15 protein-coding genes are annotated in these 15,954 nt (G+C 56.5%); all 15 read right to left on the reverse strand.

Annotated features, from left to right (window positions below; genetic code table 11):
- Positions 1–9: 9 nt before the first annotated feature.
- Entirely contained in the window at positions 10–1,902 is a 1,893-nt protein-coding gene (gene glmS / locus CE168_RS01645; RefSeq protein ID WP_099570858.1) for a glutamine--fructose-6-phosphate transaminase (isomerizing), read from the reverse strand.
- Between the two features lie 192 nt (positions 1,903–2,094).
- Entirely contained in the window at positions 2,095–2,889 is a 795-nt protein-coding gene (locus CE168_RS01650; RefSeq protein ID WP_004219687.1) for an amino acid ABC transporter ATP-binding protein, read from the reverse strand.
- A 12-nt stretch (positions 2,890–2,901) separates the two neighbouring features.
- Complete coding sequence (locus CE168_RS01655) at positions 2,902–3,885, reverse strand: amino acid ABC transporter permease (RefSeq protein ID WP_099570859.1); 984 nt, start codon at positions 3,883–3,885, stop codon at positions 2,902–2,904.
- Between the two features lie 45 nt (positions 3,886–3,930).
- Positions 3,931–4,860, reverse strand: coding sequence for an ABC transporter substrate-binding protein (locus CE168_RS01660; RefSeq protein WP_099571164.1), 930 nt, complete (start codon positions 4,858–4,860; stop codon positions 3,931–3,933).
- A gap of 289 nt (positions 4,861–5,149) precedes the next feature.
- Entirely contained in the window at positions 5,150–5,659 is a 510-nt protein-coding gene (locus CE168_RS01665) for a transporter substrate-binding domain-containing protein (protein WP_099570860.1), read from the reverse strand.
- 293 nt (positions 5,660–5,952) lie between these two features.
- On the reverse strand, positions 5,953–6,900 hold the full coding sequence (locus CE168_RS01670) for an ABC transporter substrate-binding protein (protein ID WP_099570861.1): 948 nt from the start codon (positions 6,898–6,900) through the stop codon (positions 5,953–5,955).
- Between the two features lie 130 nt (positions 6,901–7,030).
- Positions 7,031–7,510 carry an SsrA-binding protein SmpB gene (gene smpB, locus CE168_RS01675; RefSeq protein ID WP_004219704.1) on the reverse strand — a complete coding sequence of 160 codons (480 nt, stop codon included), beginning with the start codon at positions 7,508–7,510 and terminating at the stop codon, positions 7,031–7,033.
- 143 nt (positions 7,511–7,653) lie between these two features.
- Positions 7,654–9,048: a CHAP domain-containing protein gene (locus CE168_RS01680; RefSeq protein WP_099570862.1), complete on the reverse strand. Its 1,395-nt coding sequence runs from the start codon at positions 9,046–9,048 to the stop codon at positions 7,654–7,656.
- Between the two features lie 93 nt (positions 9,049–9,141).
- Positions 9,142–10,065: a permease-like cell division protein FtsX gene (gene ftsX / locus CE168_RS01685; protein WP_099570863.1), complete on the reverse strand. Its 924-nt coding sequence runs from the start codon at positions 10,063–10,065 to the stop codon at positions 9,142–9,144.
- Positions 10,065–11,366: a cell division ATP-binding protein FtsE gene (ftsE, locus tag CE168_RS01690; RefSeq protein WP_099570864.1), complete on the reverse strand. Its 1,302-nt coding sequence runs from the start codon at positions 11,364–11,366 to the stop codon at positions 10,065–10,067. Before ftsE ends, ftsX begins: the two co-directional genes overlap by 1 nt.
- A 49-nt stretch (positions 11,367–11,415) precedes the next feature.
- Complete coding sequence (gene prfB / locus CE168_RS01695) at positions 11,416–12,546, reverse strand: peptide chain release factor 2 (RefSeq protein WP_099570865.1); 1,131 nt, start codon at positions 12,544–12,546, stop codon at positions 11,416–11,418.
- A 182-nt stretch (positions 12,547–12,728) separates the two neighbouring features.
- Positions 12,729–12,860: a hypothetical protein gene (locus tag CE168_RS09225; RefSeq protein WP_003835721.1), complete on the reverse strand. Its 132-nt coding sequence runs from the start codon at positions 12,858–12,860 to the stop codon at positions 12,729–12,731.
- A gap of 111 nt (positions 12,861–12,971) precedes the next feature.
- Positions 12,972–13,451 carry a 23S rRNA (pseudouridine(1915)-N(3))-methyltransferase RlmH gene (gene rlmH, locus CE168_RS01700; protein WP_099570866.1) on the reverse strand — a complete coding sequence of 160 codons (480 nt, stop codon included), beginning with the start codon at positions 13,449–13,451 and terminating at the stop codon, positions 12,972–12,974.
- A gap of 10 nt (positions 13,452–13,461) precedes the next feature.
- On the reverse strand, positions 13,462–14,451 hold the full coding sequence (gene dapD / locus CE168_RS01705) for a 2,3,4,5-tetrahydropyridine-2,6-dicarboxylate N-succinyltransferase (RefSeq protein ID WP_099570867.1): 990 nt from the start codon (positions 14,449–14,451) through the stop codon (positions 13,462–13,464).
- Between the two features lie 110 nt (positions 14,452–14,561).
- On the reverse strand, positions 14,562–15,854 hold the full coding sequence (locus CE168_RS01710) for a citrate synthase (protein ID WP_099570868.1): 1,293 nt from the start codon (positions 15,852–15,854) through the stop codon (positions 14,562–14,564).
- Positions 15,855–15,954: the final 100 nt, after the last annotated feature.

The following is a 15,954-nucleotide window of genomic DNA, read 5'->3' on the forward strand; positions in this document are numbered from 1 at the left end:
TATGAACGATTACTCCACGGTGACGGACTTGGCGAGATTACGAGGCTTGTCAACGTCGTAATTCTTCAGCTTGGCCATGTCCATGGCGAATAGCTGAAGCGGCACCACATCCACCAGCGGGCTCATCAGCGTCGGGCAGGCCGGACGCCAGAACACCACGTCCGCATAGCGTTCAACATCGGGATCGTTCTCTTCGGCCACGGCGATAATGTACGCGCCACGGGCCTTGACCTCTTCGATACCGGAAATAACCTTGGCGTGCAGCACATTGCGGCCACGTGCCGGCGGCACGATGAACACTACCGGTTCGCCTTCATCCACCAATGCGATCGGACCGTGCTTGAGCTCGCCGGCCGCGAAGCCTTCGGTGAAGGTGTAGGCGATTTCCTTCAATTTCAACGCGCCTTCCATCGCAACCGGGTAGCCGACATGACGACCCAGGAACAGGAAGGACTTCGCATCGACCATCTGTGCGGCAGCATCATGCACGGTCTTGGCCTGCGTGTCAAGAACCCACTGGATCTTGCGAGGCATGTCTTTGAGGGAATCCAACGCCTGCGCGATCTCGTCACGGAACATTGCACCCTTGACCTGCGCCAAATACAAGCCAAGCACGTAGGCGGCAGTAATCTGCGCCACGAACGCCTTGGTGGAGGCGACCGCCACTTCCGGACCAGCGTGCGTGTACAGCACCGCGTCGGATTCACGTGGAATGGACGCGCCCTGCGTGTTGCAGATGGCCAGCACCTTCGAACCCTGCTCGCGCGCGTGGCGCAATGCCATCAGCGTGTCCATGGTTTCACCAGACTGCGAAATGGCCACCACCAACGTGCGCGGGGTGAGAATCGGATCACGATAGCGGAATTCGTGGGCAAGCTCCACTTCCACCGGAATACGCACCCAATGCTCGATGGCGTACTTGGCCACCATGCCCGCATAGGCGGCGGTACCGCAGGCGATGACGATAATCTTGTCAATCGCCTTGAAATCATGCTCGTCGATGCGAACCTCGTCAAGATTGAGATTGCCGTCCTTGCCGAGACGTCCCAACAGCGTGCGCTGCACCGCCGCCGGCCCTTCATGGATCTCCTTGTCCATGAAGGAGTCCCAACCGCCCTTTTCGGCCGCGGAAGCGTCCCAATCCACGGTGTAGGTCTTCGGATCGGCCACGATGTTGCCCATGAAATCAGACACCACGACCTTATCGGCGGACACCATCACGGCCTGATCCTGGTCGATTTCCATGGCACGCTTCGTGTAGGCCACGAACGCGGCCACATCGGAACCGAGGAAATTCTCACCTTCGCCAAGACCAACCACCAGCGGCGAATCATGGCGGGCACCGACCACGATACCCGGCTGACGGCAGTCGGTGGCGAGAATCGTGAACGCGCCTTCCAGCATGCGCGCCAAGCGTCGCACGGCCTTGAACAGGTCAGGCTTGCCGGTTTCCTCAACGATTTTCTCACTGATTTTGCCCAACAGTTTCGCCGCGACCTCCGTATCGGTTTCCGATGAGAAACGGTAGCCTTCCGTCTGCAGATCAAGACGAAGTTGGGAGGCGTTTTCGATGATGCCATTATGAATGATGGCGACCTTGCCGTCACGCGAAGTATGCGGATGCGCGTTGATGTCATTCGGCACGCCGTTGGTGGCCCAACGGGTGTGTCCGATGCCCACGGTGGCCATCGGCATTGGATTGCGTTCCACGTCTTCGATCAGATTGGCGAGACGCCCCGCCTTCTTACGCACTTCCACATGGTCCATGCCGGGCGCGGTCAGCGCCACACCGGCCGAATCATACCCGCGGTATTCCAAACGTTGTAGGCCTTGGAGGCACACTTCCAACGGCTTGCCGCACGCGGTTTCCACATTTCCTGCATATCCTACGATTCCACACATAACACCTCAGCTTATCGGGTAATGGTGTCATTTTCGAAACGAAACCGCTCCATCGCGCCGAACCTTTGATATATGGACACAAAAATCCCCATGCCGACAGTTTTCAACATGGGGATTTTCTTCAGCCATTCTCTTGATCGCAATTCTTGAAATGAAGAGATGTCTGACTCTTACGATTACGCTTACGGCGATTTACAGCACGTGCTGCAGGAAGTCCTTGAATCGTGGTTCCTGCGGATTGTCAATGATTTCAGGACCGCCCTGTTCCACAACAACACCGCCGTCCATGAATACGATCTGATCGGCGACTTCGCGCGCGAAGCCTATTTCGTGGGTGACAACCACCATGGTCATGCCTTCTTTCGCCAAAGACAGCATGACGTTCAGCACTTCGCCCACCAATTCCGGATCGAGTGCGGAGGTCGGCTCGTCGAACAGCATGATTTCCGGCTTCATGGCAAGCGCACGGGCGATGGCCACGCGCTGCTGCTGGCCACCGGAAAGCTGTGCCGGATAGTGATCGAGGCGATCGCCCATGCCCACGCGATTCAGTTCTTCGATGGCAAGCTTGCGGGCTTCCTTTTTATCCATGTGCTTGACGTGGACCGGCGCTTCCATCACATTTTCGAGCGCCGTCATGTGCGGGAACAGGTTGAACCTCTGGAATACCATGCCCAGTTTGGAACGCTGCTCGGCCACTTCCTTGTCGTTCAGGGTCTGCAGCACCTGCTTGCCGTCCTTATCGACGTACTTGTAGCCGATCATTTCGCCGTCGACGTCGATTTCGCCGCCGGTCAGCGTTTCCAACTGATTGATCAGGCGCAGGAACGTGGATTTTCCGGAACCGGAAGGTCCCAGAATCACCGTCACCGAGCCGGGCATAACCGTCATATCGACGCCCTTGAGCACGTGCAGGCTACCGAAAGCCTTATGCACCTGCGTGGCCTTCACTGCGGGAACAACACCGTTGGTGGTTGGTTCAGTCATTGCTCACTCCCCTCACGCGGTCATGCCCGCGAACGTTGCCTCGTTCTGCTTGGCGATATCGTCTTTCGGTTCGCCTTCGGTTTTACCCGGCAGCGGCGGCTGCTTGCCGCGCGCGCCGGCCGGTCGTGCATCGAAGCCCTTGCCGAAATGCTTCTCCAGACGAGACTGCAGCACCATCAGGATGGAGGTGATCACCAAATACCAGATGCAGGCCACGATCAGCAGCGGAATCGGCTTGTACAGTCGGGTTGCGATTGCGGTGGTGGCGAACTGCAGTTCCAGCGTGAACGGCACGGCGTTGACCAGCGAGGTGGTCTTCAACATGCCGATGAACTCATTGCCGGTCGGCGGAATGATGATGCGCATGGCCTGAGGAAGCACCACGCGACGCATGATCATGGAACGCTTCATACCCAGCGCCTTGGCCGCTTCGGTCTGACCTGGATCGACGGCTTCAAGACCCGCACGCACGATTTCGGCCAGATATGCCGCTTCGTTCAGCGCGAGACCCAGCCATGCCGCGTTGAACGCGGTAATGACGGACTGCGAGTCAATGCTCCAGAATTCAATGGACGTGAAAGGAATGCCCACACCGATGCGGGGCACCAATACGGCGAACAGACCCCAGAACACCAGCTGCGTATACACAGGGGTGCCACGGAAGAACCAAATGTAGAACCAGCTCACGCCACGCAGCACCGGATTGATGGACTTGCGCATCACGGCCAGAATCACTGCCAGAACAATCGCGATGACCATGGAGATGACCGTCAGCAGCAGCGTGTATTTGATGCCTTCAAGCACATTCTCGTTGAACAGGTACTTCCCAACCACATTCCATTCGAAACGCGGATTGGTGATCAGGCCCTGCAGCAGCATGGCGGCGAGCAGAGCAACGATGACCGCCGCCACAATCGGGCCCGTACGCTTAACCGGCAGCGCCTTGATGCGATTCGGAATATCGAGGCCGTCGCCGTCGATCTGTTTTTTCGCCATGATGCTTCAGTTCCTTCGTTGTTGATGTAAATAGTGGAGATGAGATCAGTTGAGATCGGTCGGGTTGATCTCAGCCTTGTCGAGAGCACCGGATTCCACACCCCAATGCTTGAGGATCTTCATATACGTGCCATCGTCCATCAGCTTCTGTACGGCCTTCTGCACGGCTTCAGCAAGCTGGGTGTTGCCCTTCTTGACAGCGATGCCCTGCTTGGCCACGCCTTCGACGTCACCCAAGGCCTCAAGCTGTCCGTCGGTCTGGGAGATGGCATAACCGGCGACCGGCGAATCGGCATAGAACGCATCGGCCTTGCCCGTAGCCACTGCAGTGGCCGCTTCGGCCTGACGCTTGTACGACATCACTTCGGCCTTGTTGTCGGCCTCGCAGCCTTTGGCGATGGTGTTGGCCTCCTCTTCCTGCACGGTGCCGGTCTGCACTGCAATCTTCGCGCCACACATGTCGGAAGTGTCGAGCTTCTTCGGATTGCCCTTCTGCACGGCCCACGTGGAACCCGCACGGTAGTAGCTCACGAAATCCACGGACTGCATACGCTCTTCGGTGATGGTCATGGCGGTGATGCCCAGATCATACTTGGAGCCAATGGAAGGAATGATGGTGTCGAACATGGAAGACACGATGTTCGGCTTCAAACCAAGCGTCTTGGCGATGGCCTTGGTCATGTCGATATCATAGCCGACCGGAGTCTTACCGTCTTCGGCATAGAATTCAGCCGGAGCGTACGAAAGCTCCATACCGGCGGAAAGCTCGCCGTCCTTCACCAGATCGCTGGACGAAACCAGCTTGGCCAGCTCGTCATCTTTTTCAATGGTGCTGACATCGTAACCGGTGGTAGTGTTCGACGAATCCGACGAATCGCCGGACTTGGAAGCATCGGAGGTGCCGCAAGCGGCAGCGGAAAACAACATCGCCGCGCTCAGCGCAAGCGCCACAACGGACTTGATCTTCAAAGACATGATACGCATATCCTTCTTCTTATCTCTTCATTGCCATACCGAGATCTCAACGCCATTCGATTGCAGAGAACCTCAGTATCTCAAATAGGCACGATAAGAGCGCAATGCTACATGTACGTTACGTTGCGCAAAACCTACGCACCAGCCAAGAATCACGCAATGAAGATCCATCGAATCACGGAAAATCCATATACGAAAAACGGAAGACACGCGGATTCGGTCCGCATGCCTTCCGTCATATCGGCATCACAGTATCACCGCGTACGATACCTGCCTTACGTTTGATCGTTCAGCCGAGGTCGGTCGAATTGATTTCGGCTTTGTCGACCGCTCCGGTCTCCACGCCCCAATGCTTGAGGATCTTCATATACGTGCCGTCATCCATGAGCTTCTGCAGTGCGGCCTGCACCGCCTTGGCTGTATCGGAATCGCCCTTCTTGATGGCCACTGCCTCCTTGGTCACGCCGACATCCTCGCCAAGGGCTTCCAACGTGCCTTCGGTTTGCGGCACGGCCTCAAGACCTAACATATTGGCGAGCGCCTTGGCGATATCGACATCGAAGCCGACCGGGGTCTTGCCGTCCTCCGCAAGGAATTCCGCGGGAGCGTACGACGTGTCCATGCCGATGGTGGGCTTGCCGTCCTTGGTGACTGATTCCGGCAGCATTGCGGCTATATCAGCATCCTTCGTCACACCGGAAACGTCATAACCGGTGACGTTCGACGACGACTTGGAATCACCGGAAGCCGTGGAATCGGACTTTTCCGATGTGCCGCACGCACCCAACGAAACGATCATGGCGGCGCTTAGCGCAAAACAGTGAGTTTCCTCAGATTATTGAAAGCCATCGCGAATCATCTCTTCATTCCCGACCGTATGAAAACGGCCGAACCGAAGTTCTGCACGCACCATAAAAACGATTGCTACGGCCGCGTTAATAGTACGCAAACTCTATTTGACATGCCGTTTTTCCCTACGAAAAAGCGGGTTTTGTCATATCACAATATGATCAAAACCCGCTTTGTTTCCGGCATATCGCAAGCTATGCGATTCTTGAAACCGTCTGATCCGCAGACGGTTCAATCATGGAATCATTCGGCGCCCGGCGTATTGATTTCCGGCGTTTTGATGGCACCGTCCTCGACGCCCCAATACTTGAGGATCTTCAGATACGTACCGTCGTCAATGAGCTTCTGCACGGCCTTCTGCACGGCCTCATCCATCTGGCTGTCGCCTTTCTTGATGACGATGCCTTCCGGAGCGACGCCCTCGACCTTGCCAAGCGTTTCCAGCTGTCCATCGGTTTGCGCGATGGCATAGCCCGCGACCGGCGAATCGGCATAGAACACGTCAGCCTTGCCGGTGACAACGTTCGTGGTCACATCGGTCTGCAGCTTGCTGGAGATCACTTCAAGCTTATCCTTGCCGTCGGCCTCGCATTGCTTGGCCATCTTGTTGGCTTCGGTCTCCTGCATGGTGGCGGTCTGCACGGCCACCTTCTTGCCGCACAGATCGGACGTGTCGATCTTGTTCGGATTGCCCTTCTTCACGGCCCATGCCGATCCGGCATCGAAATGGCTTACGAAATCAACCGCATCCAAACGTTCCTTGGTCACGGTGAACGACGAAATGCCGATATCGTACTTGGATCCGACCGACGGAATGATCGAATCGAAATTCGCGGTTTCAGGATCCGCTTCAAGACCGAACACCTGTGCCAAAGCCTTGGCGATATCGACATCGAAGCCGACCGGGGTCTTGCCGTCCTCCGCAAGGAATTCCGCAGGAGCGTACGACGTGTCCATGCCGATGGTGAGCTTGCCGTCCTTCGTCACATAGTCGGGCAACAGTTTGGCGATGTCATCGTCTTTCTGCACCGACGAAACATCGTACCCCGTCAGTTCGTTCGATTTCGAACCGCTATTGGACGAAGCCGCATCGTCGCTTCCATCACTGGTGCCGCATGCCGCTCCAGCAAACAACATCGCAACGCTCAGCACGCACGCGGCAGCCGCCTTCAGACTTTTCTTCGCTTCCATATCCTTCTCCTATGTCTCGCTCGGTCTATTCGACCGAATCCGAACCATACACTAGAGAAGTCAAGCTACAAAAATATTACGACCACCGCTTTATGTCAGTATGTGAAACCGGAAATTTTCCGGTTTCGACTTATCGCACTTGCTTGTTGGCATAGCGCATGGCACGCAACGCCTCACGCTTGTCTTGTTCCTCGCGCAACGCCTGACGCTTGTCGAATTCCTTCTTGCCTCGGGCCAACGCGATTTCCGCCTTGACGCGGCCATCCTTGAAATACAGGCTCAGCGGAATGATGGTGAAACCTTTAGCTTGGCTTTGACGTGCCAGCTTGTCGATCTGCGCCGCATGAAGTAGCAGCTTACGCTTGCGCTTAGGGGCATGATTGTTCCACGTACCATTGAGATATTCAGGAATGTTGGCTCCCTCAAGCCACATTTCACCGCGACGGTCGATGGTGATGAACGATTCGGCCAGCGATGCGCGTCCCTCACGAAGCGACTTCACTTCAGTGCCGGTCAACACCAGACCGGCTTCATACTTGTCTTCGATGGCGTAATCATGGCGTGCCTTCTTGTTCTGCGCAATCGGCTTCACACCTTGCTCCTTGGCCATGTCGGACCTCCTTTCCGGTTCTTCGAAGAAGTGTTTTGCAACGCAACAATCGACAATATCACGGGAGCGCGCCGCCCAACGATTCAGGCGGCGCGCTCCCGTGACACAACGTTCAAGGAAAAACTCAAACGCTCCTTGATGAATCAGTGCACATACCAGAACTGAGATGCGTTGTATAGCGTGCGGTACGACACGTTGAAGGGACCACCGGACGCGTTCATCTCGGAAATGGTGATAGTGCTTCCGTTCACCGCTTCCACAACGGCCACATGACCGTAGAAACCATCTGCTCCAGCCTGTCCGGGAAGGAAGGAGAGAGCCGCACCCACCTGCGGATTATGATCCACTCGCAGACCATATGAGGGAGCTGTAATATACCACTGACCACCGTTACCCAAATATGAAGGGGTTCCGATGCCCATCTGTCTACGACGGTCGTACGCCCACCACGTGCACTGGCCGGCCACGTAGGCATTGCCGTAATCGCCATTGGAGGTTCCCTGACCGGAATTGTTATTGGTGCTCGGCGCGGGAGCAGGAGTGGGAGTAGGCGCAGGAGTTGGCGCGGGAGCAGGCGTCACATTGTTGCTGCCATTATTGGTATTGCTGTTGCCTGGCTGGGTCTGCCCTTGATTGCCGCCATTGTTTTGATTGGCTGCGGCGGCCTGCTCGGCTGCATACTGGCGATTGAAGGAATCGACCTGCGACTGCAACATAACCGTTTGCGCCGCCTGCTTGGCCACGTCACTATTCAGCTGCGACTGCTTGCTTTCCAATTCGGCACGGCGGGTTTCGCCTTCTGCGCGCAACTGGTCAAGCGAGTCGCGCTGGGTCTGTGCGGAGGCGGCAGCCTGCTGTGCGGATGCAGCCTTTTCATCAGCTGTGGTTTTCAGATTGGCGATCTGCTTTTCGATTGCGGCAAGACGTTCGCTACGGTTCATCGACGTGTTCAACGTATTCGCCGCATCGCTGGCCGCATTGGCCTCGGTACGGCTCAACGCATCACGCGACTGCATGGAGTTGATGAACTCCTGCGTACTTGTGGCACCGGTCACCACGCTCATCACGGTGGATGTGTCGGAACCATGCATATCTTCACGAGCCATCTGCGCCACGGCCGCATGCGCGTCGTCGTAGTCCTTGCCCGTCTGCTCAATCTGCGCTTCGAGGTTTTCCTTGTCTTTCTGCGCCGCTTCCAAACGGGAAGCGGCAGCCTCCGCCTCGCTTTGCGCCGAAGCGGCAGCGGCATTGGCCTCATCGACCTCAGCTTGGGCCGCCGGAATCTTCGTATTCGTCAATTCGTCCAGCTCGACGATCTTGTCTGCCAGATCGGACTTCACACCAGAAAGCTGCGAACGCAACCGCGCTTCACGCTGTGCGCTATTGGACTTCTGATTCTGCGCGTTCACCAGATTGCTATACGTATTAGCATGCGCCTGCGGAACAACAGGCGCGAACGGGGCGATCGCCATCGTGGCGCACATAGCCCCCGTTGCAAATACCGCAGCGGCCGGCTTGAGAGCTTTTTTGCTTATCATTCGGTCACTTGCCTCCCATCATTGTTCCACACCATAGCATCTCATGCTTAAAATCCGCGACACGTACCGCCACCTGCCATTAAGCAATACCTATCAGGCCTTCAGATATCTATGCAACGATACCGTGGATGCAATCACAGACAGCAATACCGCTCCAAGAACCAGAATCGGCGAAATCCAAAGTACTGTCATCTGATTCACATACGGAATCCATTTCACGGAAGTCGCAAGCCAATCAGTGACGAACACCTTCACCAATATCGAAAGCGTGGCGCAAGACAGCAGCGAACCCACCAACGACGCGACCGCACCTTCCAGAACGAACGGCAATCGAATCGTCCAGTTCGAAGCACCCACCAAACGCATGATTTCCGTTTCGGTTTTGCGAGACGCCGCAGACATGCGAATCGTGGTGCCGGTCAGCATAATGGCAACAACCACCATCACCGCGGCCAATGCGGCGGTCGCAATGGTAGCGCGGTTCAACACGGCAAAAACCGGCTCGAAAATCTGCCGTTGGTCACTGACGGTATCGACGCCTTCCTTGCCGGAAAGCACTTCGGAAACCACCTGGTATTTTTCAGGATTCTTGAGTTTGAGCCACAATGAATCCTGCATGTCATCGGCAGTAAGCGTACGCCCCTGATATTCGCCGTTCGGATATTGCTTGAGGAAGGTGTCGTTATAGAAATCTTCCTTGCTGACGAAGGTGATCTGCGAAACATCATCAGCAAGCTCATTGCGGATGGTTTGCTGCAAGTCGTTGATCTGTGCCTGCGTCGCGGCGGTTCCCGCAGTGCAGTTCACGGATTGGCTGGTGCCGTCGGGGCACATCCACACCACCACTTCGACCTTGGAATACCAATCGCCTTTGGCTTTGGTGATCTGCGCCTGGGTAAGCACCGACGCTCCGATGAAAAGGAATGAGATGAAGGTAACGAGCATCACCGAAAGCAGCATGGGCACGTTACGCTTGAGGCTGCTCCAGGTTTCGGAAAGAATGAAACGCAAACGCATCAGTCGTTCTCCTTGTTTTCGGACGTTTCATGCTGTTCGGCGGATTGTTCTGCGCAGTTCGCTTCGTCATCGTCAGTTGCCGCGGGAACGGCAGGAGGGGCCGGAGGCGCTGGCGGCACGGGAGGCATAGGCGGTGCCGGAGGCGCAGGAACCGTTGGCTCCGCCGGCTGCTCGTTTTCATCCGCGTTTCCTGCTTCGACACTTGTTTCAGACGAAACGATAGTGGCATCGGCATTGGATTCGCTCTGGGAAAGTGCAGACGAATCAGCTTGTTCCTGTTCGGCAAGTTCCTCGATCTTCAGCCCCTTGCCCCAGGTCAGCGTGGTCTCCACCGGGGCGAACGCCTCTCCGTAACGGCCGGTGCGACCGGAATGCACGGAATTGGCAAGTCGCGCAATGCCCGCATCTCCATTGCCACTGTGGATGGCAGCGGCTACTGCATCGACCGCATTCGCCGCGGTTTCGGCTCGCGTCGCACCTTCCACATCCACCGTCCCATCGGAAGCATCGGACACGACCAAACCGCTTGGCGCACGGTATTTCGCGTCGGCATCGCCACCATTCAGCGCCTGATGCGATTTGGATTCCACTTCGGCATCCGGGAAGTACAGTGCGGAATCGTAGGATCCCTGCTGCTCGTCACGCACGATTTTGCCGGTATGCAGTTCGACCACGCGCTTGCGCATGGAGTTGACGATTTCCTCATTATGTGTGGCCATGACGACGGTAGTGCCGGTGCGGTTGATGGCGTCAAGCACTTCCATAATGCCTAACGATGTGGTCGGATCAAGGTTTCCGGTAGGCTCATCGGCCAGCAGAATCTGCGGATGGTTCACATACGCTCGCGCGATGGCCACACGCTGCGCCTCACCGCCGGAAAGCTCATGCGGGTAGCTGTCCTCCTTGCCGGTGAGTCCAACCGTCTGCAGCACTTTTGGCACCAACGATTTGATGGTAGAACGGCTTGTGCCGATCACTTCAAGTGCAAATGCCACATTCTCCCACACCGTTTTGTTGTTCAACAGCTTGTAATCTTGGAAGATGAAGCCGATGGAACGACGATAATGAGGCACCTGCCGTGCGGACAGGCGTCGCAAATCGTTGCCTGCGATGCGGATTTCGCCGTCCGTGGCCTCCTCTTCACGCAGCAACAGGCTCAGCAATGTGGTTTTGCCAGAACCCGATGCGCCTACGAGGAACACGAAATCCCCTCGATTGATGTCGAGATTGATATCATCCAACGCAGGCCTGGTGCCTTTTGGATACACCTTGCTCACATGCTCAAGTGAAATCAGCGCCATCGTCGTACCCCTCCACTATGTGCTGTTCTGATTACGGTAATCGCGGCTTTTAGGCTTCCGCTTCTTCCGCAGCCTCGCGACGCTGTTCATGACGCCAGCGGATACCAGCTTCGATGAACGCGTCGATGTCACCGTCGAACACGGCCTGGGTCTGCGAGGTCTCATAGCCAGTGCGCAGATCCTTGACCATCTGATACGGATGCAGCACGTAGGAGCGCATCTGATCGCCCCAGCTGGCCTTGATGTCGCCGGCGAGTTCCTTCTTCTTCTTGGCTTCCTCTTCGTGGCGCAGCACCAACAGTCGGGACTGCAGCACGGCCATGGCCGCGGCACGATTCTGAATCTGCGAGCGCTCATCCTGCATGGTCACCACGATGCCGGTCGGAATGTGGGTGATGCGCACCGCGGAATACGTGGTGTTCACGCCCTGACCGCCAGGACCGGAAGAACAGTAGGTATCAACACGGATTTCGGAATCAGGAACGTCGATATGATCGGTCGCTTCGACAAGCGGCACCACTTCCACAGCTGCGAAGCTGGTCTGACGGCGGCCCTGGTTGTCGAATGGGGAGATGCGCACCAGACGGTGGGTGCCGCCTTCCACGCTCATGCGACCATACGCATAGGGGGCATCCACCTGGAAGGTGGCGGACTTGATGCCCGCCTCTTCCGCATAGGATGTATCCATGACCTTGGCCTTGTAGCCGTTGCGTTCCGCCCAACGCAGGTACATGCGCAACAGCATCTGTGCGAAGTCGGCCGCATCCACGCCGCCGGCACCGGAGCGAATAGTCACCACTGCGGAACGTTCGTCGTATTCGCCGTCAAGCAGGGTCTGGATTTCCATGTCAGCCAGATCATTCTGAATGCTTTCGACTTCGGACCGCGCTTCCGCCAACGTGTCGGCGTCGTCTTCTTCCTGTCCCAATTCCACGAGCGTCTCGACGTCGTCGATACGCTGGATTGCGGAGGCGAGACGCTTCAGCTGGGACTGCACCGCGGAAAGCTTGCTGGTCACCTTCTGCGCGTTTTCAGGGTCATCCCACAGTCCCGGTTCGGCCGCCTGCACTTCAAGATCCTTGGCCTGTGCGGTCAGTCGGTCGACGTCAAGCGCCTTGGAAATCGATTCGTATTTGGCGCGTGCTTCGCCGATTGCTTGGGAAAAATCAAATTCTGCCATCGTTTACACCATACATTTCTTTATGCGTTCTTTATATTCTGTCATGGAGCCTCATACGGCTTTCGCACAATCCTCAATTTTTCCGCATGCCCACATGCTCGCTCCCACCCTGCCGAACCGCGAACCAGTCTCGTTACGTATGGGAATGCAGACCCGGGGAGGATCGTACCAGACCAAGGGCGTCAAAGACCTGCGTAGATAGCAGGAATCACCAGACTCAGCAGCATCGCCGCGGCAATGACGATGCACACCGCTCGCACCAAAGTGCGGCGGCGGCGCTCTCGCTGCTCGCGTTCGCTTCTGTAGTCACTCATGGGGCACCAGTATAGGCAACACCTTCTACTTATCGACTTACGGCATTTTTGACGCAGTCTCGTATTTCATGCGCGAAAATCATGCACTAATCATTCGAAAACGTGAACGAATCATTTATGGTAGGGCTCTCCGGCATTGATTTTGTACGCACGATAGATCTGTTCCAACAAAATAACGCGCATTAACTGATGAGGGAACGTCATTTTGGAGAAGCTCAGCAGGTAGTCCGCCCGTTTCAAAATCGTTGGATCGAGTCCGAGCGAGCCGCCGATGATGAGTTGGATATGACTTGTGCCGTGCAGTCCGAGACCATCGATTTTCCGTGCAAGTTCCTCGCTGGTCAGCTGATGGCCTTCGATGGCGAGCGCGATGACGAACGCATCGTCACGTATATGCTTGGCGATGCGTTCGCCTTCCTTAGCTTTGATTTGCCGTTCAACTCCCTCACTGGCATGCTCAGGCGTTTTCTCGTCGGCCACTTCGACGATGTCAAGCTTGCAGTATCGGCTGAGTCGTTTCGAATATTCGGCGATGGCGTCGCGCAGATATTTTTCCTTGACTTTACCGACGGTGATAAGGGAGATCTTCATGGCTTGTTTTTTAGTTCTTGTGCAGTTTTTCGTTCAGTTCGATACCGGTCTTGCGATAGCGCGCTTCGATACGGCCGGACACCGAGTTGCGGATGAACAGAATGTTGTCTTTGCCGGAAAGGTCGGCACCCTTGACGGTCTCGAGCGGTTCTCCCGCTGCGACCTTGGCCTTGTCGTAGATGGTTACCTTGGTACCGGCGGTCACATACAGGCCGGCTTCAACCACGCAGTTGTCGCCGAGGGAGATGCCGATGCCCGCGTTCGCGCCGAGCAGCGAATGCTCGCCGATGGAGTTCTTGAGCTTGCCGCCACCGGACAGGGTGCCCATGATGGATGCGCCGCCGCCGATGTCGGAACCGTTGCCGACCACAACGCCTTGGGAGACTCGGCCTTCCACCATGGAAACGCCGAGCGTGCCAGCGTTAAAGTTCACGAAGCCGGCATGCATGACGGTGGTACCTTCGGAAAGGTGGGCGCCCAAACGCACGCGGTCGGCATCGCCGATACGCACGCCGGTCGGCACCACATAGTCGACCATGCGCGGGAACTTGTCGATCGACAGCACGTTCACGTCAACCTTCGGCAGTCCCGGAGCGCACTGGTTGGCCGCGGCCATCACGTCAAGCTTGCGCAGCGCGAAATCCTCGACCGCGAACGGGCCATAATTGGTCCATACCACATTGTTGAGGGCTGCGAAAATGCCGTCCAGATTCAGGGTGTTCGGCTTGGCCAGACGCATGCTCAGCAGGTGCAGACGCAGGTATGCGTCGGCTGCGTCTTCGATCGGTTCGTCAAGCTTCGACACAGTGAACACCGGAATGCGGCGCACGCCACGCGCATCGACGCCCTCATGGGCGAGATTGCCAAAATTATGGTTCGGGCGTGCCACCTCTTCCGGAGCCTCGCCAAGCTTCAGTTCCGGGTACCATACGTCCAAAGTGTTGCCGGCCGCATCCACGCTGGACAGACCCCAACCCCACGCAGTGCGCTGATCGGTCATTCTTCGCTCCTTCACAATAGTGATTGCATTACTTGCACGTTTCCGTGCAATACTTTAGCCGCAGGGCTTGGCGAAAGGCATCACGATTCCATGAAACAGCGAAAAAGCAACTATCGACGGTCGATCGGAACATAATCGCGTTCGGTGTAACCGGTGTACACCTGACGGGGGCGACCGATCTTGGTGTTCGGATCGGCAAGCATCTCACGATATTGCGCAATCCAACCGGGAATGCGTCCCAATGCGAACAATGTGGTGAACATCGACGGATCGAACCCGATCGCACGGTAGATCAATCCCGTGTAGAAGTCGACATTCGGATACAGGTGACGAGACACGAAATACTCGTCATTCAGCGCGATCTTCTCCAATTCCGTGGCGACATCGAACAATGCACGCTCATCGGCAGGCAGTTTCAACGTATCCGCACGTTCCATGATCTTCTGCAGATACGTCTTGGCGATCGCCGCACGAGGATCATACGATTTATACACTCGGTGGCCAAGGCCGGAAATGCGCTGACCACTGGTTTTGGCGTCTTCCACGAATTCCTTGACGGTTTTACCCGAATCGCGAATGGCTTTGAGCTGACGCAGCACCGCCTCATTCGCACCGCCATGCAATGGGCCCGAAAGCGCGTTGATGCCTGCGGCGACCGCGGAATACAGGTTGGCGTGGGCGGAACCGGCGATACGCACCACGGACGTGGAGCAGTTCTGCTCATGATCGGCATGGATGATCAGCAGTCGGCCGAGCGCGTGCACGTACAGCGGATCGGAGTCGAACGGCTCGTACGGCACCGCGAAGCACATGCGCAGAAAATCGTCCACGTAACCGCGCGAATAATCCGGGTAAAGCATCGGCTCATCACGACGACGGCGGAAAATGTAGCTGACGATGGTTCGCGCCTTCGCCATGATAATGGTCGCAGCTTCATCAAGCTGGTCGGAATCGTTGATATCCGTAGTATCCGGGTAGAAGGTGGCGAGCGCGTTGACCGCGGACGCCATCACGCTCATCGGATGCGCAGTACGCGGGAAGGAGCCCATGAAGGTGCGGAAATCCTCCCCCACCATCGTACGATGGTTGATGTCGGAAATGAAACGGTCGTACTGCTCCCGATTCGGCAGTTCGCCGTGGCGCAACAGCCATGCGACCTCAAGGAAGTCGGATTGCTCGCACAGTTGCTCGATCGGGTATCCACGGTAGCGCAGAATCGAGTTCTTGCCGTCGATGTAGGTGATTTTCGATTCGCATTGCGCGGTCGTCAGAAATCCGGGGTCAAGCGTGACCCAGCCATCATTACGCAGCGTTGATACCACGATGCCGTCCGCGCCTGCCGTGGCTTCGACCACTGGCAGGGTGAAGTCTTTGGATTCCACACTCAGATTGGCTGTGGCCATGCTTGCACGCTCCTTAACCGTCACAATCGTTCGGAAGTATCGAACACTATATGGCATCCGCGTTTCCAAGCATGGTTTCGTCTCAAAATCAATCGATTGA

Source organism: Bifidobacterium sp. N5G01 (assembly GCF_002742425.1).
GTDB lineage: Bacteria > Actinomycetota > Actinomycetes > Actinomycetales > Bifidobacteriaceae > Bifidobacterium > Bifidobacterium hominis.

Coding starts and splice junctions, on each gene's coding strand:
- CE168_RS01670 (WP_099570861.1), bottom strand. CDS start 6,900: ATGGAAGCGAAGAAAAGTCTGAAGGCGGCTGCCGCGTGCGTGCTGAGC.
- CE168_RS01680 (WP_099570862.1), bottom strand. CDS start 9,048: ATGATAAGCAAAAAAGCTCTCAAGCCGGCCGCTGCGGTATTTGCAACG.
- glmS (WP_099570858.1), bottom strand. CDS start 1,902: ATGTGTGGAATCGTAGGATATGCAGGAAATGTGGAAACCGCGTGCGGC.
- CE168_RS01655 (WP_099570859.1), bottom strand. CDS start 3,885: ATGGCGAAAAAACAGATCGACGGCGACGGCCTCGATATTCCGAATCGC.
- prfB (WP_099570865.1), bottom strand. CDS start 12,546: ATGGCAGAATTTGATTTTTCCCAAGCAATCGGCGAAGCACGCGCCAAA.
- CE168_RS09225 (WP_003835721.1), bottom strand. CDS start 12,860: ATGAGTGACTACAGAAGCGAACGCGAGCAGCGAGAGCGCCGCCGCCGC.
- dapD (WP_099570867.1), bottom strand. CDS start 14,451: ATGACCGATCAGCGCACTGCGTGGGGTTGGGGTCTGTCCAGCGTGGAT.
- CE168_RS01710 (WP_099570868.1), bottom strand. CDS start 15,854: ATGGCCACAGCCAATCTGAGTGTGGAATCCAAAGACTTCACCCTGCCA.
- CE168_RS01660 (WP_099571164.1), bottom strand. CDS start 4,860: ATGTCTTTGAAGATCAAGTCCGTTGTGGCGCTTGCGCTGAGCGCGGCG.
- rlmH (WP_099570866.1), bottom strand. CDS start 13,451: ATGAAGATCTCCCTTATCACCGTCGGTAAAGTCAAGGAAAAATATCTG.
- ftsX (WP_099570863.1), bottom strand. CDS start 10,065: ATGCGTTTGCGTTTCATTCTTTCCGAAACCTGGAGCAGCCTCAAGCGT.
- CE168_RS01665 (WP_099570860.1), bottom strand. CDS start 5,659: ATGATCGTTTCGTTGGGTGCGTGCGGCACATCGGAAAAGTCCGATTCC.
- ftsE (WP_099570864.1), bottom strand. CDS start 11,366: ATGGCGCTGATTTCACTTGAGCATGTGAGCAAGGTGTATCCAAAAGGC.
- CE168_RS01650 (WP_004219687.1), bottom strand. CDS start 2,889: ATGACTGAACCAACCACCAACGGTGTTGTTCCCGCAGTGAAGGCCACG.
- smpB (WP_004219704.1), bottom strand. CDS start 7,510: ATGGCCAAGGAGCAAGGTGTGAAGCCGATTGCGCAGAACAAGAAGGCA.